20 protein-coding genes are annotated in these 15,435 nt (G+C 64.3%); 9 read left to right on the forward strand and 11 right to left on the reverse strand.

The features are described 5' to 3' along the window. Position 1: 1 nt before the first annotated feature. Both ACG873_RS26705 and phnN read left to right on the forward strand, forming a co-directional pair. Positions 2-1,141: an alpha-D-ribose 1-methylphosphonate 5-triphosphate diphosphatase gene (locus ACG873_RS26705; RefSeq protein WP_394888767.1), complete on the forward strand. Its 1,140-nt coding sequence runs from the start codon at positions 2-4 to the stop codon at positions 1,139-1,141. After that, positions 1,138-1,767, forward strand: coding sequence for a phosphonate metabolism protein/1,5-bisphosphokinase (PRPP-forming) PhnN (gene phnN, locus ACG873_RS26710; RefSeq protein WP_394888768.1), 630 nt, complete (start codon positions 1,138-1,140; stop codon positions 1,765-1,767). The genes ACG873_RS26705 and phnN overlap by 4 nt, the downstream gene beginning before the upstream one ends. A gap of 13 nt (positions 1,768-1,780) precedes the next feature. On the opposite strand, the gene ACG873_RS26715 is transcribed toward phnN, so the two are convergent. The 6 genes from ACG873_RS26715 to ACG873_RS26740 are packed head-to-tail and all read right to left on the reverse strand — an operon-like array spanning position 1,781 to position 7,684. After that, the gene (locus tag ACG873_RS26715; protein ID WP_394888769.1) at positions 1,781-2,878 is read right to left on the reverse strand and encodes a DUF1513 domain-containing protein; all 1,098 of its coding nucleotides are present in this window, start codon (positions 2,876-2,878) and stop codon (positions 1,781-1,783) included. 2 nt (positions 2,879-2,880) lie between these two features. After that, positions 2,881-3,945, reverse strand: coding sequence for an imelysin family protein (locus ACG873_RS26720; protein ID WP_394888770.1), 1,065 nt, complete (start codon positions 3,943-3,945; stop codon positions 2,881-2,883). Then, positions 3,945-5,558 carry a di-heme oxidoredictase family protein gene (locus ACG873_RS26725; RefSeq protein WP_394888771.1) on the reverse strand — a complete coding sequence of 538 codons (1,614 nt, stop codon included), beginning with the start codon at positions 5,556-5,558 and terminating at the stop codon, positions 3,945-3,947. The genes ACG873_RS26720 and ACG873_RS26725 overlap by 1 nt, the downstream gene beginning before the upstream one ends. 8 nt (positions 5,559-5,566) lie before the next feature. Beyond that, positions 5,567-6,052: a bacterioferritin gene (gene bfr / locus ACG873_RS26730; protein ID WP_394888772.1), complete on the reverse strand. Its 486-nt coding sequence runs from the start codon at positions 6,050-6,052 to the stop codon at positions 5,567-5,569. After that, entirely contained in the window at positions 6,018-6,329 is a 312-nt protein-coding gene (locus ACG873_RS26735; protein WP_394888773.1) for a (2Fe-2S)-binding protein, read from the reverse strand. Before ACG873_RS26735 ends, bfr begins: the two co-directional genes overlap by 35 nt. Positions 6,330-6,382: 53 nt before the next feature. Next, entirely contained in the window at positions 6,383-7,684 is a 1,302-nt protein-coding gene (locus ACG873_RS26740; protein WP_394893718.1) for an imelysin family protein, read from the reverse strand. Positions 7,685-8,181: 497 nt separating this feature from the next. Between ACG873_RS26740 and ACG873_RS26745 the strand changes: the two genes are divergently transcribed. The 3 genes from ACG873_RS26745 (at position 8,182) to ACG873_RS26755 (ending at position 10,686) form a co-directional block, all read left to right on the forward strand. Then, complete coding sequence (locus ACG873_RS26745; protein WP_394888774.1) at positions 8,182-9,426, forward strand: NAD(P)/FAD-dependent oxidoreductase; 1,245 nt, start codon at positions 8,182-8,184, stop codon at positions 9,424-9,426. A gap of 2 nt (positions 9,427-9,428) precedes the next feature. Further along, entirely contained in the window at positions 9,429-10,157 is a 729-nt protein-coding gene (locus tag ACG873_RS26750) for an MBL fold metallo-hydrolase (RefSeq protein ID WP_394893719.1), read from the forward strand. A gap of 121 nt (positions 10,158-10,278) precedes the next feature. Next, positions 10,279-10,686: a low affinity iron permease family protein gene (locus ACG873_RS26755; RefSeq protein ID WP_394888775.1), complete on the forward strand. Its 408-nt coding sequence runs from the start codon at positions 10,279-10,281 to the stop codon at positions 10,684-10,686. Positions 10,687-10,707: 21 nt separating this feature from the next. Here ACG873_RS26755 and ACG873_RS26760 read toward each other — a convergent pair whose 3' ends face one another. Together ACG873_RS26760 and ACG873_RS26765 are read right to left on the reverse strand one after the other, a co-directional pair. Continuing rightward, on the reverse strand, positions 10,708-11,076 hold the full coding sequence (locus ACG873_RS26760) for a GFA family protein (RefSeq protein ID WP_394888776.1): 369 nt from the start codon (positions 11,074-11,076) through the stop codon (positions 10,708-10,710). Positions 11,077-11,211: 135 nt separating this feature from the next. Continuing rightward, entirely contained in the window at positions 11,212-11,466 is a 255-nt protein-coding gene (locus ACG873_RS26765) for a DUF6894 family protein (RefSeq protein ID WP_394888777.1), read from the reverse strand. A 167-nt stretch (positions 11,467-11,633) separates the two neighbouring features. Here ACG873_RS26765 and ACG873_RS26770 point away from each other — a divergent pair, with 167 nt between their 5' ends. The 4 genes from ACG873_RS26770 (at position 11,634) to ACG873_RS26785 (ending at position 13,931) form a co-directional block, all read left to right on the forward strand. Then, positions 11,634-12,347: a Crp/Fnr family transcriptional regulator gene (locus ACG873_RS26770; protein WP_394888778.1), complete on the forward strand. Its 714-nt coding sequence runs from the start codon at positions 11,634-11,636 to the stop codon at positions 12,345-12,347. Between the two features lie 151 nt (positions 12,348-12,498). Further along, entirely contained in the window at positions 12,499-12,690 is a 192-nt protein-coding gene (locus tag ACG873_RS26775; RefSeq protein ID WP_394888779.1) for a DUF6894 family protein, read from the forward strand. A 123-nt stretch (positions 12,691-12,813) separates the two neighbouring features. Beyond that, positions 12,814-13,530 carry a Crp/Fnr family transcriptional regulator gene (locus ACG873_RS26780; protein ID WP_394888780.1) on the forward strand — a complete coding sequence of 239 codons (717 nt, stop codon included), beginning with the start codon at positions 12,814-12,816 and terminating at the stop codon, positions 13,528-13,530. Between the two features lie 149 nt (positions 13,531-13,679). After that, on the forward strand, positions 13,680-13,931 hold the full coding sequence (locus ACG873_RS26785; RefSeq protein WP_394888781.1) for a hypothetical protein: 252 nt from the start codon (positions 13,680-13,682) through the stop codon (positions 13,929-13,931). Between the two features lie 59 nt (positions 13,932-13,990). On the opposite strand, the gene ACG873_RS26790 is transcribed toward ACG873_RS26785, so the two are convergent. The 3 genes from ACG873_RS26790 to ACG873_RS26800 all read right to left on the reverse strand — a co-directional run bounded on the left by ACG873_RS26790 (position 13,991) and on the right by ACG873_RS26800 (position 15,294). Beyond that, positions 13,991-14,239, reverse strand: a complete 249-nt coding sequence (locus ACG873_RS26790; protein WP_394888782.1) for a hypothetical protein — start codon at positions 14,237-14,239, stop codon at positions 13,991-13,993. 162 nt (positions 14,240-14,401) lie between these two features. After that, complete coding sequence (locus ACG873_RS26795; protein WP_394888783.1) at positions 14,402-14,590, reverse strand: hypothetical protein; 189 nt, start codon at positions 14,588-14,590, stop codon at positions 14,402-14,404. Further along, positions 14,551-15,294, reverse strand: coding sequence for a sensor histidine kinase (locus ACG873_RS26800; RefSeq protein ID WP_394888784.1), 744 nt, complete (start codon positions 15,292-15,294; stop codon positions 14,551-14,553). The genes ACG873_RS26795 and ACG873_RS26800 overlap by 40 nt, the downstream gene beginning before the upstream one ends. Between the last annotated feature and the right edge of the window lie 141 nt (positions 15,295-15,435).

Consider the following 15,435-nt stretch of genomic DNA (forward strand, 5'->3'; position numbering starts at 1 on the left):
CATGACTTCCGAAACTATCCTGACCAATGCTCGCATCGTGCTTGCCGACGAGATGATCGACGGCACGCTCGTCATGTGCGACGGCAAGATCGCCGACATCGCCCCGGGCGCGACCCGAACCGGCGAGGATATGCAGGGCGATTTCGTCATTCCCGGCCTTGTCGAACTCCATACCGACCACCTGGAAGGTCACTATGCGCCGCGCCCGAAAGTGCGCTGGAACCCGATAGCCTCCGTTCTGGCCCACGATGCGCAGGTGGCGACCGCCGGCATAACGACGGTGTTCGATGCGCTGCGCGTCGGCATGGACCAGGATGGCGAGCTCACGATCGAGGACATGCGCAAGCTGGCCGATGCCATCGAAGACAGTTCCCGGCAGGGCCGGCTGCGCGCCGATCATTTCATTCACCTGCGCTGCGAGGTTTCGGCTGCGGATTGCCTGGAGGGCTTTGCCTATTTCGACGGCGATAACCGAGTCAGGCTGGCATCGCTGATGGACCATGCGCCCGGACAACGCCAGTTCGCCCGTCTCGAAGCCTATGCAATCTACTACATGGGCAAGCTGAAGATGAACGAGGAGCAGTTTCGCGAATTCTGCGAAAGGCGGATGGCGGAATCGGCGCTGAATTCACCCGCCAACCGCAGCGCCATCGCTGCCGCCTGCAACCAGCGCGGCATCGTGCTGGCAAGCCATGACGACGCCACGATCGCCCATGTCGACGAGGCCGTGACGCAAGGAATTCGCGTGGCGGAATTCCCGACCACGGCGGAGGCCGCGAAAGCCTCCAAGCAGGCCGGACTCGGCGTGCTGATGGGCGCGCCGAACGTCATGCGCGGCGGCTCGCATTCGGGCAATGTCTCGGCGCGCACGCTTGCCGAGGAAGGTCTGCTCGACATTCTGTCGTCCGATTATATCCCGTTCAGCCTGATCCAGTCGGCCTTCTTCCTCGGCGAGGTCGTCGAGGGCATCTCGCTGCCGCAGGCCGTCGCGATGGTTTCAAAAACGCCGGCGGAAGCCGTCGGCCTGACCGACCGCGGCGTGATCGAGCCGGGCCGCCGCGCCGATCTGGTGCGCGTGCGCGTCGACGAGCATGTACCGGTCGTGCGCACCGTCTGGCGTGAAGGAGGCCGTGTCGCATGATGGTTTCCGCACTCATAGAACGCGAGCAGGCGCGCGCCGAATTCCCCATCCGCAATGGCGTGTTCATCGTCGTCGTCGGACCGAGCGGCGCCGGCAAGGACACAGTGATCGGTTATGCGGCCGAGCGCCTGTCGCCGGAGGAGGGCGTGGATTTCGTACGTCGTGTCATCACCCGCCCCTGCGACGGGTCGAGCGAGATCCATGATACGCTGGCCGACGCCGCATTCGACGAGGCAGAGGCGTCGGGCGCATTCGCGCTGACCTGGCAGGCGCACGGGCTGAAATACGGTCTTCCGGCCAATGTCGACGAAGCCATCGCCAATGGACATGTGGCGATCGCCAACGGCTCGCGCGGCGTCATCCCCACGCTGCGGGAACGCTATGCCAATGTCGCCGTGGTGGAGATCACCGCCAGCCCCGAAATTCTTGCAGAGCGGCTTGCCTCGCGAGGGCGCGAATCGCGCGGCGAGGTTCTGGTGCGGCTGGCGCGCGCCGCCGCGGTCAAGCTTGCCGGGCCGGGCGTGGTTTCCATCGACAATAGCGGCCCGCGCGAGATCGCCGGCGAACGCTTCATGGCCATCGTGCGCAAGGCCATCGCGCATTCGGACGTGTCCGGCGCAGTCTGACGCTCAAGCAGGCTCACCCGATCCGGGACAGGTGATTGTCCCAGGCATATTCCTCGGCCGATTGTGAATCGCCATTGGGGTCGACGATCTCGCCGGCGCCGGTGGTGGCGAGGAAGCCGCTCCGGTCGGGCGCGATGCCGCAGACCTCGGCGAGCCGGCTCGTAGAGACAATGCGCCCGGCGGCCGCTTCGATGATCACCAGCGCGTTGCCCTGCGGCGAGGAAACCGCGATCGTTCCGGCCTCGGCATTGGCGGCGACCGAGCCGACATAGTTGCGCAAGCCAGCCAGCACGTCTTGCGGCATGTCGATCAGCCTAAAGGTTTCTCCCGCCCTGGCGCGTCCGACCAGTGCCGGCCGCTCGCTCGCCGGTCCCTCGTGCTGGCAGCCGAACCAGACTGTGCCGCTCGGGTCGACCGCCATGTGGCGGATCGACAGCTGGTGCAATTCGGGCGGCAGTTCGTGGCGTTCGATGAGATCGCCGGAGTGGCGGTCGATGAAGACCAGCGACGGCTTCATGGTCGAAAGGTTCAGCTTGGCACGGCCGAAATCCGGATGCGTTTCGATTCCGCCATTGGCGATTGCGAGCGTTCGGCCATCACCCAGCAGCAGCAGTTCGTGCGGCCCGACGCCGTGGGTGGGGAATTCGCCCAGCCGCCGGAAATCCGCGGCGGCGTCATAGACGCCGATCATGCCCGCCGCATTGTCGAAATCGTTCTCGGTGGCATAGAGCAGCCGGCCGTCTCGCGAGAACACGCCATGGCCGAAAAAATGCCTGCCGGCGATGCTGGCGATGGTCGCAGGCTGCTTGCTGCCCATGTGATCGAATACAACCGCGAAGGTGCCCGGCTGGCGCGCGAACACCACCGAGCGTCGCGACACCGGGTCGAAAGTCACGTCGTGTCCCCGGTCGGGCAGGTCGACCCGGTGCAGGACCGCGCCCGCTTCGGACAGTATGGCTGCGCCGTAGCTGCCGTCGCGCCGCTGGTATGCCGTGGCGAATACCGCATCCGCCTGCACCGTTTCGGCGAGCGCGCGGCCCGGCAACGATGCGAGAAAGCCGGCGCCCGCGGCCTTCAGGAAATCCCTCCGGTCGATGAGCGGCGTACGCACGCTTAGTCTCCGTCGAGCGACGAGAAGCCGGCGGTCAGGCCCAAAGCGCCCGCCAGCCTGACGCCGAAAAGCTCAGACAGGCTGGAGGTGACGAGGCGGGCATAGGCCAGCTTCTCCCGTCGCGCCGGGTCGGCGAGTATTTCGGCAACCGGTCCGTCGGTGGCTTCCAGGGCGCTCTCGGCATTGTCGAATTCGAAGCCGATCGAATCCGCGATCCAGGCAGCATCCGGCGGCAGTAGCCCGACAAGCTGGCTCGCCTCGAACAGCTTTCGCATGCCGCGCAAATTCGCCGCGATGGAGGCTTTAGTCGCGCCGGACCGCCAGAAGATCGCCTGCTTGGGCCGGTCGCTGTGCGCATCCTCGCCGAGAAAACCGTTGATGCGCACGTTGCGCACCATTTCAAGGCCATGAATGAAGATGTCGAACAGTTCGGTTATCGCTTCGTCATCGGTGCGGTAGAGCGGGTTGTCCGCACCGGGATTGCCCCATTGCGCCGCAATGCCGGCGGGGTCCTGCCAACCGGCAACGATGGCCGAGGCCATCTCCTCGACATTCCCTGCGATCGCGCGTCCATAAGCGCAGCGATAGGCTTCGCCCGGCGCGGCCAAGCTCTCCGCTCCGGTGCCGAAAAGGATGAATTCGAGCGCGCCCAGCCCCTGCATGGCGACGCTTTTGCCCTTGAGCGTCGCGGGGTCGGTGGCGGTCGCATCCTTGTCCGCGAGCGCCCGCTGCACCTGCTTCAGGCCGGTGCTCTTGCGGTCCGGCCAGAACAGGATGCGCTCCAGCCGGTTCTCCTCGGTCACCGGGCCGAAGCGGATGATCTCGGCTTCCGACCATGCGGTGACGACAGTGAGGAAGGCTTCCCGCGCTACCGCTAGCCTGTTCGGCGACGGCTCGGCGCAGAGTGCGTCCATGTCGCCGCTGAGTTCGGCTGACGCGGTCTGGAACGCGCCATAGGCCGGTGTGACGAAGCCCGACACCGCGCCGGCGATGACCGGGTTCTCGGCACTGGCCGGAGATGCAAAGGCGGTCGTCGCCGCTAACAGGAGGAGGAGCAGGAGCTTCATCACAGCGACTCCAGAAATTTTTCCAGAGCGTCGCGGTCGGCTTTCTCAAGCGCGGCGAACCCGTCGCGCGCGGCCCGCGCCTCGCCGCCGTGCCAGAGTATCGCCTCGGTCAAATTGCGCGCCCGCCCGTCATGCAGGAAGAATGTGTGGCCGCTGACCTGCGCGGTAAGGCCGATGCCCCAGAGCGGCGGCGTGCGCCATTCGCGGCCATCCGCATCGCCAACACTCTGGCCGTCGGCAAGCCCTTCGCCCATGTCGTGCAGCAGGAAATCGGAATAAGGCCAGATCAGCTGGAAGGCGTGCGCCTTGTTCGGCGCGTCGCGCCGCGTCACGAATTTCGGTGTGTGGCAGGAAGCGCAGCCGAGCTCGTAGAACACTTTCTTGCCGGCGAGCACGTCCGGCTTTCCGGCATCGCGCCGCGCTGGCACGGCGAGGTTCTGTGAATAGAAGGTGACGAGGTCGAGGACCGGATCGGGCGCCTCGGTTTCGCCTAGGCGCTCCTGCACGCCGTTCGGCAGCGCCCGGCAATCTTTCTGGGCATCGCTGCAATCGCCCCAATGGCGCGGCACGTCCGGCGTCGAGATGCCAATGTCGCCGGCGAAGGCTTCTGCCGACTGCTGGCGGATCGACGGCGTCGAAGCCTTCCAGCCGAACCGCCCGAGCGCCGGCTCGCCGCTGACCGCGTCGCGCACGATCGATGCTTTCCCGGAAATCCCGTCACCATCCCGGTCCTCCGGGTCGGCTTTGGCGAGAATGTCGGCCGGGTGGATCTGCTCGACCAGCCCAAGCCCGATCATTGGCGGCGTCACCCGCGGCGAAAGTGTGGTTGCCGCATGGAGCGGGCCGAGCGGCAGGCCGCTGACCGAATAGCGCGGCTTGCGCAGCGAAACGACACTTTCGTCGCCGAGCGTGACCGGCGCCTCCTCGTAGGCGATTTTCATCTTGCCCTCGGCGGCAAGGCCGGGAACGGCAAGGTCCTGCAGCTGGCCGCCATAGACGGGATCGGGGAAGTTGAGCGCGGCCTTCTGCGCCAGTTGCGCCTTCTCCTCGGCGGTTTCGGCGGCGCGGGCGAGCCGCAGGAACATGGAGGTCGCGTCGGCATTGCCTTCGGGAGGATGTCCCCGACCGTCCTTCAGATGGCAGCTTTGGCAGGCGCGCGCGTTGAACAGCGGCCCGAGCCCGTCCGACGCCTGGGTAGACGACGGCGAAGAAACCCAGAGCTTGCGGAACAGTGCATTGCCGAGCTTGAACGTGCCCTGCTCCTCGAAACTCAGATTGGCCGACGGATGGGAGAAGGCATCCTGGTTGACGCGCTTGCGCGAGGTCGCAGCACCCGCCGGCATCGGCTCGAAATCTTCCGCCTTGGAGAAATCCGTGGCCGGCTCGGTTATCGCCGTGACGCGGGCGAGATCCTTTGCCGTGAGATAGGTGCGGGTTGAGGAAAGTCCAGCCGGAACGTCTCCGGCTGCGACGACAGTCGTCAATGCGAGACTCGCGAGGGCAGCGATCAACGATCGGCGCTGAGCCTGTGTTGGTGCGGCCTTCGAGCCTCGAAGGACGCACCAACTATACAAAAGCGTTCGGCGGCGCAGAAGATCTATGGCGCGCCGCATCGCATATCCTAGTCGGCCTCGTTCGCCGAAGCCGCGTTGAGCAGGCCGTAACGTTCCTCGCCTATGCTGGCGAGCAGCTGGAGCTGCGTTTCGAGGAAGTTGATATGGCCCTCCTCGTCCTTCAGCAGGTCCTCGAAAAGCTGCATGGTGACGTAATCGCCCAATTCCTGGCAGATCTCGCGCGATTTCTTGTAGGATGTGCGCGCGTCATATTCGCCGGCCAGGTCGGATTCGAGCACTTCGCGGACATTCTGGCCGATGCGCAGCGGCGCCAGCGACTGGAGGTTCGGATGGCCTTCCAGAAAGATGATGCGCTCGATGATCTTGTCGGCGTGATGCATCTCTTCGATGGATTCCTCGCGCTCCTTCTTGGCCAGTTTAAGGAATCCCCAATCCTCCAGCAGTCGGAAATGAAGCCAGTACTGATTGACGGCGCCAAGTTCCAGAAACAGCGCCTCGTTAAGCCGCTCGATGACTTGTATTTCGCCCTTCATGGCGTCTGCTCCCGAATTCGGCCCGCAGTCCTCGGACGCGGTCCAGGTGTGAAACGACATCCGCCCCGTTCGCCTCCGAACGAAGGTGGTAATGCTCGGTTACCCGAATGATCGTTTCCACCACATTTGGGAAGCAGCCGCAACAGCGACCGCGCTTCTGAAGCCAATGATATACCTTGGCCGGCACGATGAGGTGCCAAGGATCGGCTTCCAGAAGCTGGATAATGGCCTCTTCGATATCCTTTTCGGTGATCAGGTTGCAGTGACAGACAATCATGTTGAACTCTGTTGGGTCCCGGCGCGGAACGCCGGCCTGGATATCGGGAAAGCTTACTGGAAGACCTTGTCGGGGGCGTCGAGGCTGTCGGACCCCTCGAAGGCGATGGAGTCGAGCTTCAATACCGCGACAACACGTTCGATAGACCTGGTCTGGTCGATCAGCCCGTCGATCGCGGCCTGAACCGCCGCGTTGCCTTCGGCATTGCCTTCGCCGATCTGCTGGTCGTACGCCTCGCCGCCTTCTGCGCGCTTGGCCACGGCTTCCATGGCGGAAATGGTCGCGTCCAGCTTTCCGGTCAGCTCGGCGTCGAGCGCGGCGTCGGCTTCCTTGACCATTGCGGCGACGGACGGCCCCTCGACGACAGACCCGTCAATCCGCTTGTAGCGGCCGAGATAGGCATCGCGGATGCCGATCGCATCGTAGAGATGCGAGATGTGGGTATTGTCGGAGAAGCAGTCATGCTCTTCTTCGGGATCGTGCAGCAGAAGGCCGAGCTTCATGCGCTCGCCTGCGAGTTCGCCGTAGGAGAGCGAACCCATGCCGGTCAGGATGGCCGACAGGCCTGCCGCCGGGTCGCCTTCCAGCAAAGACTTGCGCGCTTCTCCCTCGGGCCCCCAATTGGCCACCATTTCCTCGATATCTGCCACGAGGAGGTCGGTCGTGGCCGCAAGGTACTGAGCGCGCCGCTCACAATTGCCACCGGTGCAATTGGCCGGATCGTAGTCGGTGAAGGGGCGGATTCCCGCACCGGGACCGGTTCCGTTCAGATCCTGGCCCCAGAGCAGGAACTCGACCGCGTGATAGCCGGTCGCGACGTTGGCCTCGATGCCGCCGGCTTCCTGCAGCGTGCCGGCAAGAAATTCGGGAGTGATCACCGAAGCGTCGACCTTCGCCCCGTTGATCTCGATCTGCGGGTTGGCGATGACATTGGCGGTGTAGAGCGTGTTCTCGTCGGACTCCGTGCCGTAGCCGGCGTCGACATAGTCGATCAGGCCTTCGTCGAGCGGCCAAGCGTTCACCCGGCCTTCCCAATCGTCGACGATCGCATTGCCGAAGCGGTAGACTTCCGTCTGCTGGTAGGGGATGCGGGCGGCCTTCCAGGCGGCGCGGGCGGCCTCCAGCGTTTCCGCGGACGGCTTGGCGATCAGCGCGTCCGCTGCCTCGTCGAGCAGCCTGGCCGTCGCAAGCGCATCTTCGTATTTCGCCTGGGCGATGTCCGCATATGTGGCCAGTACGGCCTTGGGATCGGTATCGGCTTTTGCCGGGAGGACGAAAATAGCCGCGGTCAGCATCGCGGTCGCAGCTACCGCCGCCAACCTGCCGCTCTGCGGCGCTGTAAGCAATGCTCGCATCATCGTATTCTCCTCACTGATCGGCCGGCCTGCGGCGCTGGACTGTATTGTTGGCGGGCTGCAGCAGCAGCGCGACGATGCGCAGCGGCGCCTGGAGCGGCCGCGAGGCTGGCAGTGTGCCAAGGAACATGCGCCCAGCCGAAAAGCGGGCGGACCGCGCAGGAGCGCGGGAAGGAAAAGCAGACACGAAGTCCTCCAATCGAACGGGTTCAAGGCCCAGACATCAAAGGGATGTGCTCATTGAGCACGGCGCCATAAAAGCGGTCGGCAGGAAAAAGTCAATCCGGATCGAGCAAAAACATTTGAAATCAACACATTAGAACTATTCTAAGTTTCTCAACTTAATGGATGCCGAATCCGCAGCGGCACCCGAGACAAGCCGGCGCACTTGACACGGCGTCGTTCGAGGTGCGACCCCGCGCCAGGATGCGATGTCGGAAACGGAACGGTCGCCCGGCGGGACAGCATCTTATGCTGCGCCCTGGAATGCAGGCATCATGAAGAACGGCGTGGTCATTGTCGGTGCGGGACATGCGGGCGTGCAGGCGGCCGCGAGCCTGCGCGAGGCTGGTTTCGATGGTCGCGTCACGCTGATCGGCGACGAGAACGAGCTTCCCTACCACAAGCCGCCTCTGTCCAAAGCCTTCATGAAGGAGGCCGACGCCAAGCCGCAAATGCTGCGCGCGGAGGCCTTCTACACAAACGGCGGCATCGACCTGATGCTGGGCGCCAGTGTCGAAAGGATCGACCTCGCTGGCCGGCGCCTCGACCTTTCGGGCGGCGGGCATATCGCCTTCGACCACGCGATCCTCGCCACCGGCTCGCGGCCGCGCACGCTGGCCCTGCCGGGCTCGGACTTGGTCGGCGTGCTGTCGCTGCGCTCGGTGGCCGACGCCCGCGCGATCCGCGAGGCGAGTGCAGGCTGCGAGGACGTCGCCGTTCTCGGCGGCGGCTTCATAGGACTGGAAATTGCTGCAACGCTGGCGCTCGGCGGGCGCCGCGTCACGGTCGTCGAGGCGCAGGACAGGCTGCTCGCCCGCGCCGCCGCGCCGGTGATCGCCGCCCATGTCCGCACCCGCCTCGAAGCGGCGGGTGTGCGCCTTTTGGCCAACACGACGATCGAGCGGCTGGAAAGCCGGAACGGCCATGTCGTGGCGGCCGTTACCTCGTCGGGCGAGAGGCTGCAGGCGGGGCTTGTCCTTATCGGGGTCGGCGTCGTGCCGAATTCGGAGCTTGCGGAAGCGGCAGGCATCGCGGTCGCCAACGGCATCCGTGTCGACCCGCAAATGCGCAGTTCGCAGCCTGAAATCCTGGCGATCGGCGACAACGCCAACTACCGGCACTGGTTTTCGGGGGCCGATGTGCGGCTGGAATCGGTCCAGAACGCCACCGACCAGGCGCGGCTGGCCGCCCGCACCATAACCGGCCATGAAGATGCCTATCGCAGCGTCCCCTGGTTCTGGTCCGATATCGGCGACATGAAGCTGCAGATGGTCGGTCTGGCCGCCGGCGGCGACAGGTCCGTGGTGGTCGGCGATGCGGCCGAAAACCGCTTTTCGGTGTTCCACTTTCTGGGCGACAGGTTGATCTGCATCGAATCCGTCAACCGGCCCGCCGACCATATGCTGGGCAGGAAGATGCTTGCCGCCGGCTTTTCGCCAAACCCGGCAACGCTTGCCTCCGACGATCTCAAGGCGGCTTTCGCGAAGTGGCAGCAATTGCAGCCGGCCGAGTCGGCCTGAAGATGGACCTGCCGGTCGCAGCCCGGTGGTTCGAGCGCCGCGAGATGGGTGGCGGCGTCACCATGCTGACGGAGCCGCACGCGCATGCCTACATTCGCGCCAATATTTGGCACGTGCGCGGCGCCGACATGGACCTGGTGATCGACACCGGCATGGGATTGCGGCCGCTCCGGCCCGAACTCGACATCGAGCCGGGAAGGCCGCTGCTTGCAATCGCCACGCACATCCACGTCGACCACGTCGGCTCGCTCCACGAATTCGCAGACAGGGCGGGTCCGCGCGTTTCGGCAGCGGGGTTCGCGGCCATGTCCGACGAATGGACGCTGGCGCATATGTTCCGCGAACTCGAAGCGCCGGTTTCGGCCTTGCCCGCGCCCGGCTGGAGCGCCGAAGACTACAGGATCGAGCCCGCCGCGCTGACCAGCATTCTCGACGAGGGCGCCATGGTCGATATCGGCGACCGGCGCTTTGCAGTACTTCACCTGCCGGGGCATTCGCCGGACTCCATCGGGTTGTTCGACGAGGCCAACGGGGTGCTGTTCAGCGGCGATGCCATCTACGACGACGAACTGATCGACGACCTGCCGGGCTCGGACCGGGCGGCCTACTGCCGCACCATGGAACGGCTGAAGGAACTGCCGGTCCGCATAGCGCATGGCGGCCACGGACCAAGCTTCGGCCGCGAGCGGCTTATCGCCATCGCTGACAATTACCTGCGCAGACGCGGGTAGCGGCCGCTCCACACGGCGCGACAATCGGGCATCGCAGGGCCTGGAACCCGGCTGGCCCGCACACGTTCTGGGTCTCGAAGGTGAGGGGCATCATGTCGCCTCCCGGTCAAGAGGCTCAGGCATGACATTGAACGGCACGTTCACCCGGATCGCCAACACGGTGGCGCACGCTACCGGCATGCCGGCGACATTCATCGCCTGTTGCGCCATCGTCGTTGCATGGGCTTTGAGCGGGCCTGTGTTTGGCTTCTCCGACACATGGCAGCTCATCATCAACACCGGCACGACGATCGTCACCTTTCTGATGGTGTTTCTGATCCAGAACACGCAGAACCGCGACGGCGCGGCCCTTCAGACCAAGCTCGACGAACTTATCCGGGTCGGCGCGGCTTCCAACAAGTTCATTGGCATCGAGCACCTGACGGAAGAAGAAGTGGAGGAGTTCCGGGCGCGCTGCGAGCGGGCGGCCAAGGCCAAGGGCAAATTGAAAACGCGGCAACCGGCTTCGCACTCCGGACGATCGCGTTAGCAGTGCGTGCAGCGCAGTCCCCTATTCAGCGGGCGCGGCGGCGGGGCGATCGATCGGCTTCAGCCACGGCTCGCGCCGGTGCGCCCACAATTCGTAGTGCGGCAGGAGGTCGGTCGGCGCGGTGTCGAGCGTGCCGATCTTGATTTCGGCCTCCCCGCCATCGACTTCGAACAACCTGGAGCCGCATTTGGGGCAGAAGCGCCGGCGTTCCCACTCTATGGTCTGGCCGCTCGTCTCGAACGCCGATTCCGGCCAGACGGCGAAGGCGGTGAAAACGCTTCCGGATTCCTTGCGGCAACTCGTGCAGTGGCATATCCCGACACGCAGCGGCTCTCCAGCCACCTTGTAGCGGACCGAACCGCAACTGCATCCGCCAGACCTGTAACGCATTTTTGCTCCTCCTCTGGGCGGAGAAACTTCACATCGCCGTACTGGTTCCGAGCGCATACGGCCGGCTGGCCGGCGGGGCGAAATGTGCGAGACGGAACTAGGCGGCAATCAGGGCGTTGTCAGCCGTCCCTTCCATCAGACGACGGCCGAGATCGGATAGTCGGCGGCCACTGAAAACGGAAAGCTGCACAGGTGGTGACCATCGCTGTCGGTAATGTCGAATTCCGCTTCCCGTATCACCGGCTCGCCTCTGAGCAGCGCGTGGGCGATCACTTCCTTGGCCGCCAGCATGGCCTTCCTGACAGCCTCCTTCTCGTCGGCGAGTTCAATGCCTTCGGTATCCCTGGTGAGCTTTCCGTCCGCCCGGTAGTGAAAATAGTAAAGGGGCATGCACGCCTCCGGTGCACTGCCGAACAGCCGGGTCGCTGAAAATGTTCCAAAGAGGCCGAAACGACCTGATCCAGCCAAAGGCAAAATACGTACAGTCTTTACAGGCCCCAACGGCCGTAGCTGTCGACCGCAAAGCGGAAGGTTCACCGCGCCAGAAGCTTGCCTCGATGAAACTGGGCGTGCGCCCGCGCAATCTGCTGCTCAGCATAATAGGCGCGCAGGACCTTGCCCTGATCAAGCCTCACCTCGAACGGGTCTCCCTGCAGGCGCGGGCTCCCGTCGAAACCGTCGATGCGCCCGTCTCCTATGCCTATTTCCCCGAGGATTGCCTGATATCGGTCATCGCGAGGCTGCGCGACGATAAGGCTATCGAGGCGAGTGTTGTCGGCCGGGAAGGCATGACCGGCACGGCCATCCTTCTGAATGACGATACGGCGCTGAACGATTGCCGCGTCCAGATAGCGGGGGCGGCCTGGCGCATCGGCTCCGCCGCCCTGAGATCGCTCCTTGAGAAAAGTCCGACTCTCCAGGCGCACTTGCTGCGCTACATCCAGGTGCTTCTGGTGCAGACGTCCCAGACGGCGCTCGCCAATTCGCACCTGACACTCGAAAAGCGCCTGGCGCGCTGGCTCCTGATGGTGCACGACCGCGTGGGGCGGGACGAGTTCGGCCTGACGCACGAATTTCTTGCGGCGATGCTGGGGGTCAGGCGGACCGGCGTCACCGTGGCCCTGCACATGCTGGAGGGCAAGCATCTGATCCGATCGACGCGGGCGCGCATTCAAATTCGGGATCGCGCCGGACTGGAGGCGCTTGTCTCCACCAGCTACGGCATTCCCGAAGCGCAGTACCGGCGGCTCTTTCCGGAAGCCGGCTTCTGACCAGATTTTCGAATGTCGGTTTCGTACAACCGGGCTGTTGGTACGTTTTCGACACTAACGTTTCCGCTGCCCCGGCATTAAACCTCTGGCTCCGCTTGTGGGGGGCGATTTCATGCCGCGCTATTTTTTTCATTTTCGGAGCGGGGACCAATTGAGCGAGGACTACGAGGGCGAACTGCTTCCGGATATCGCCGCGGTGGAAGAGAACGCCATGGTCTCCGCCAGGGAGATACTCGCCGAGGAACTTCTGGGCCGCCAGCCGGTGCTGGCCGGCTGCAGCTTCGAGGTCTGCGACGAAACCAAAAACGTGGTGTTCGTCTACCCGTTCTCAAAAGCGGCGTAAGCGGGACGCGCCTTGAGCGCCGCCAACCAAGTTCGAGCATAGAATAAATGGATCGTTTGCACGTTTTGTTGGGCGCGGGCGGCTTGGAATTTGACGGACTTTTGCACCCTCCGGGGTCCGCCGATGCATAACGCCCGCAAACCGATATACCGAAACGGACTTCTTCGGCGTCTCAGCCCAAAAGATCTTGCGTTGATCGAGCATGAGCTTGTCTTCTGCGATCTTCCGCTGCGAATGGTGCTGGAAGAGCGCAAGGCTCCAATCGAATACGTCTACTTCCTGGAGGAAGGCATAGGGTCGGTGGTGGCCAAGACCCCGAAAGGGCGCGATACCGAAGTCGGGCTGATCGGATTCGAAGGCATGACTGGCGCCGGCGTGGTGCTCGGCGATGATTTTCCAACGCACGAGTGCTATGTCCAACTGGCCGGCGCGGCTTACCGGCTGCCGACCCGCGCGCTGCTGTCGGCGCTGTCGCAAAGCCCGACGCTCAGGCCTTTCCTGCTCCGGTATGTGCAGGCGCTGCACATCCAGACTGGCTACACGGCTCTCGTCAATGCGCGCTCGAAGCTCGAAGAACGCCTCGCGCGCTGGCTGCTGATGTGCGACGACCGCGTGATGGGCGAAAAGCTGACCATCACGCATGAATTCCTTTCCGTCATGCTGGGCGTGAGGCGGCCGGGCGTGACGGTGGCGTTGCAGATATTGGAAGGCAAGGGCTTCATCCGCGCCAACCGCGGCGAGATCCTTTTGCGTGATCGCGAGGGGCTCATCGAACTCACGGACGGCGCCTACAGCGAGCCCGAAGCCGAGTATCTGCGTCTGGTCGGCGAGATCGGTTAGCACCCTGCCGGAGAAGCCGCTCCGCGGTTGCCGGAAGACAATGTTTCCCACCGTACAGAGGGTCATTTTTGCGTCGACAAGGGCCGCGCAGCCTGACAAATTTATCGTTCTTGCCAGGCACAAGATCAGGCAGAACAGGGAGGTGTGAAATGAGTCTCGTTTCGATCTCTATCAGGTCGCCGCAGGAAGCAGCGGAAGCCTATGTGCTGTCGCGGCGCCGCTCGCCGGTGCTGTCAACCGGGCTCGCCATCCGCGCCATACGAACGCTGTTGCCGCGGTGCCCGTCCACGGATCGGGAACTGGCGGATATGGTCGCTAGCGCCGCAATCCAGCGCGGATTGTCGGTTTCGTTCGATGCAGGCGCCGAGCGCAGCGAGGTTCCAACCCCCAACGAGTTCTGACCGGGACATCGAAGGACCAGATATCGGCCGCTTGGCCATGAAGCGCTCAACCAGCCGCCTCACCGGGGGCGTCGCCGTTTCGTGGTCTTCGTGTCGGGGTGGATCTCGAGTCCGTGCTCTGCCGCATAACGTTTGATCATTTCGGCGAGTTCAACCTCCGAGATCGCAACCCGGCCGATATGAGCGCGTACGTGGCGCACTCCGTCGGCAACCGACACTGACCACTGTCCCCCCTTGGTGGCGGCGAAGAAGGCCTCGATTGCCGCCTCGACGTCCGTGGACGGACCTGCGCTGTGCCGGGTTCTCATTCAGGCGGCGTGCTCCGGTTCGGGCGACGAGCCGCACCGGCGCTAGGAGGAGTTTTCGATATGGCGACGCCGGCGCGTCTCGTCAGTTCTTCCAACAAGGAGCCGTCGGGAATGTTCCTTTGAATACGAGGATGGCGCGGCTAACCGCGGCATGCGTTGCGATCAGGCGGTTTCGGCCGCGACAGGGCTTGAGCGGCTTTCCTTGCGCGCCACAAGCCTGGAGAGCGGCGCCTCGATCAGGCACTCGACGCCGGCCGGCTTGTAGTTGAGCTCGACCTTGCCGGCCAGTTCGGACGAAAGCATGCGCTCGATCATGCGCGTGCCGAACCCGGTCTGGGTGGGCTGCCGCACCGGGGGCCCTCATGCTCGGTCCAACGCCAAAAGAACGTGTCGCCGGCGATTTCCCACTTGATGCGGACGCAGCCGGCATCGTCTTGCAGCGCTCCGTATTTGGCGGCGTTGGTGGCCAGTTCGTGCACCGCCATGGATAGGGCGAGCGCCGCCTTTTCGCCTATGCGCAAGGGCGGCCCGTCGATCTCGAACTGCTCCTTGCGAAACGGTTGCAGCGTCGTGACGATCGTCTCTTCCAGATCGGCGCTTGTCCAGTTGCCCGCCATCAGATGCTGGTGGGCGCTGGCCATGGCGCTCAGGCGGCCGCTGAACACGGCCAGGGACTTGCTTGCCGCTTCGTCCCGAAACGTCTGCGACGCCACTGCCTGCACGGTCGCCAGAATGTTCTTGATCCGGTGCTCCAGTTCCCTGGCCAGTATATCGCGGTGTTCTTCGGCCTTTTCACGCGCCGAACGGCCTTCGAGCAGCTCGTCCATGAAGTCGTCGATCGCCGCGCCCACTTCCGACAGTTCGCCGCTGTCGGGCGACATGCCTGTACGGGCGGTGGTATCGCCGGCCCGCCACGCATCGATTGTCGCAAGCACGCGGTTCACAGGCCGGCGCACCAGCCGGTTGCCGGTGAACACGGCAAGCGCAAGCGCGATCGCGGCGCCAAGCCCCGCAATGACTAGGCCACGCACCGTCGCCTGATATACGGGCCGCATGGCGTCGTCGTACGAAACGCCGGCGCTGATGTAGATGCCGTCGGGCGGCGTCGCGACGGGACGGTAGCCGATGATGCGCCGCGTGCCGTCCTGACTCGTGACCTCGAGCCGTTCCCGGCCCGTCCGCGGTCAGCAGATGCA

It is taken from the genome of Allomesorhizobium aridi, from assembly GCF_043769475.1.
Classification (GTDB): Bacteria; Pseudomonadota; Alphaproteobacteria; order Rhizobiales; family Rhizobiaceae; genus Allomesorhizobium.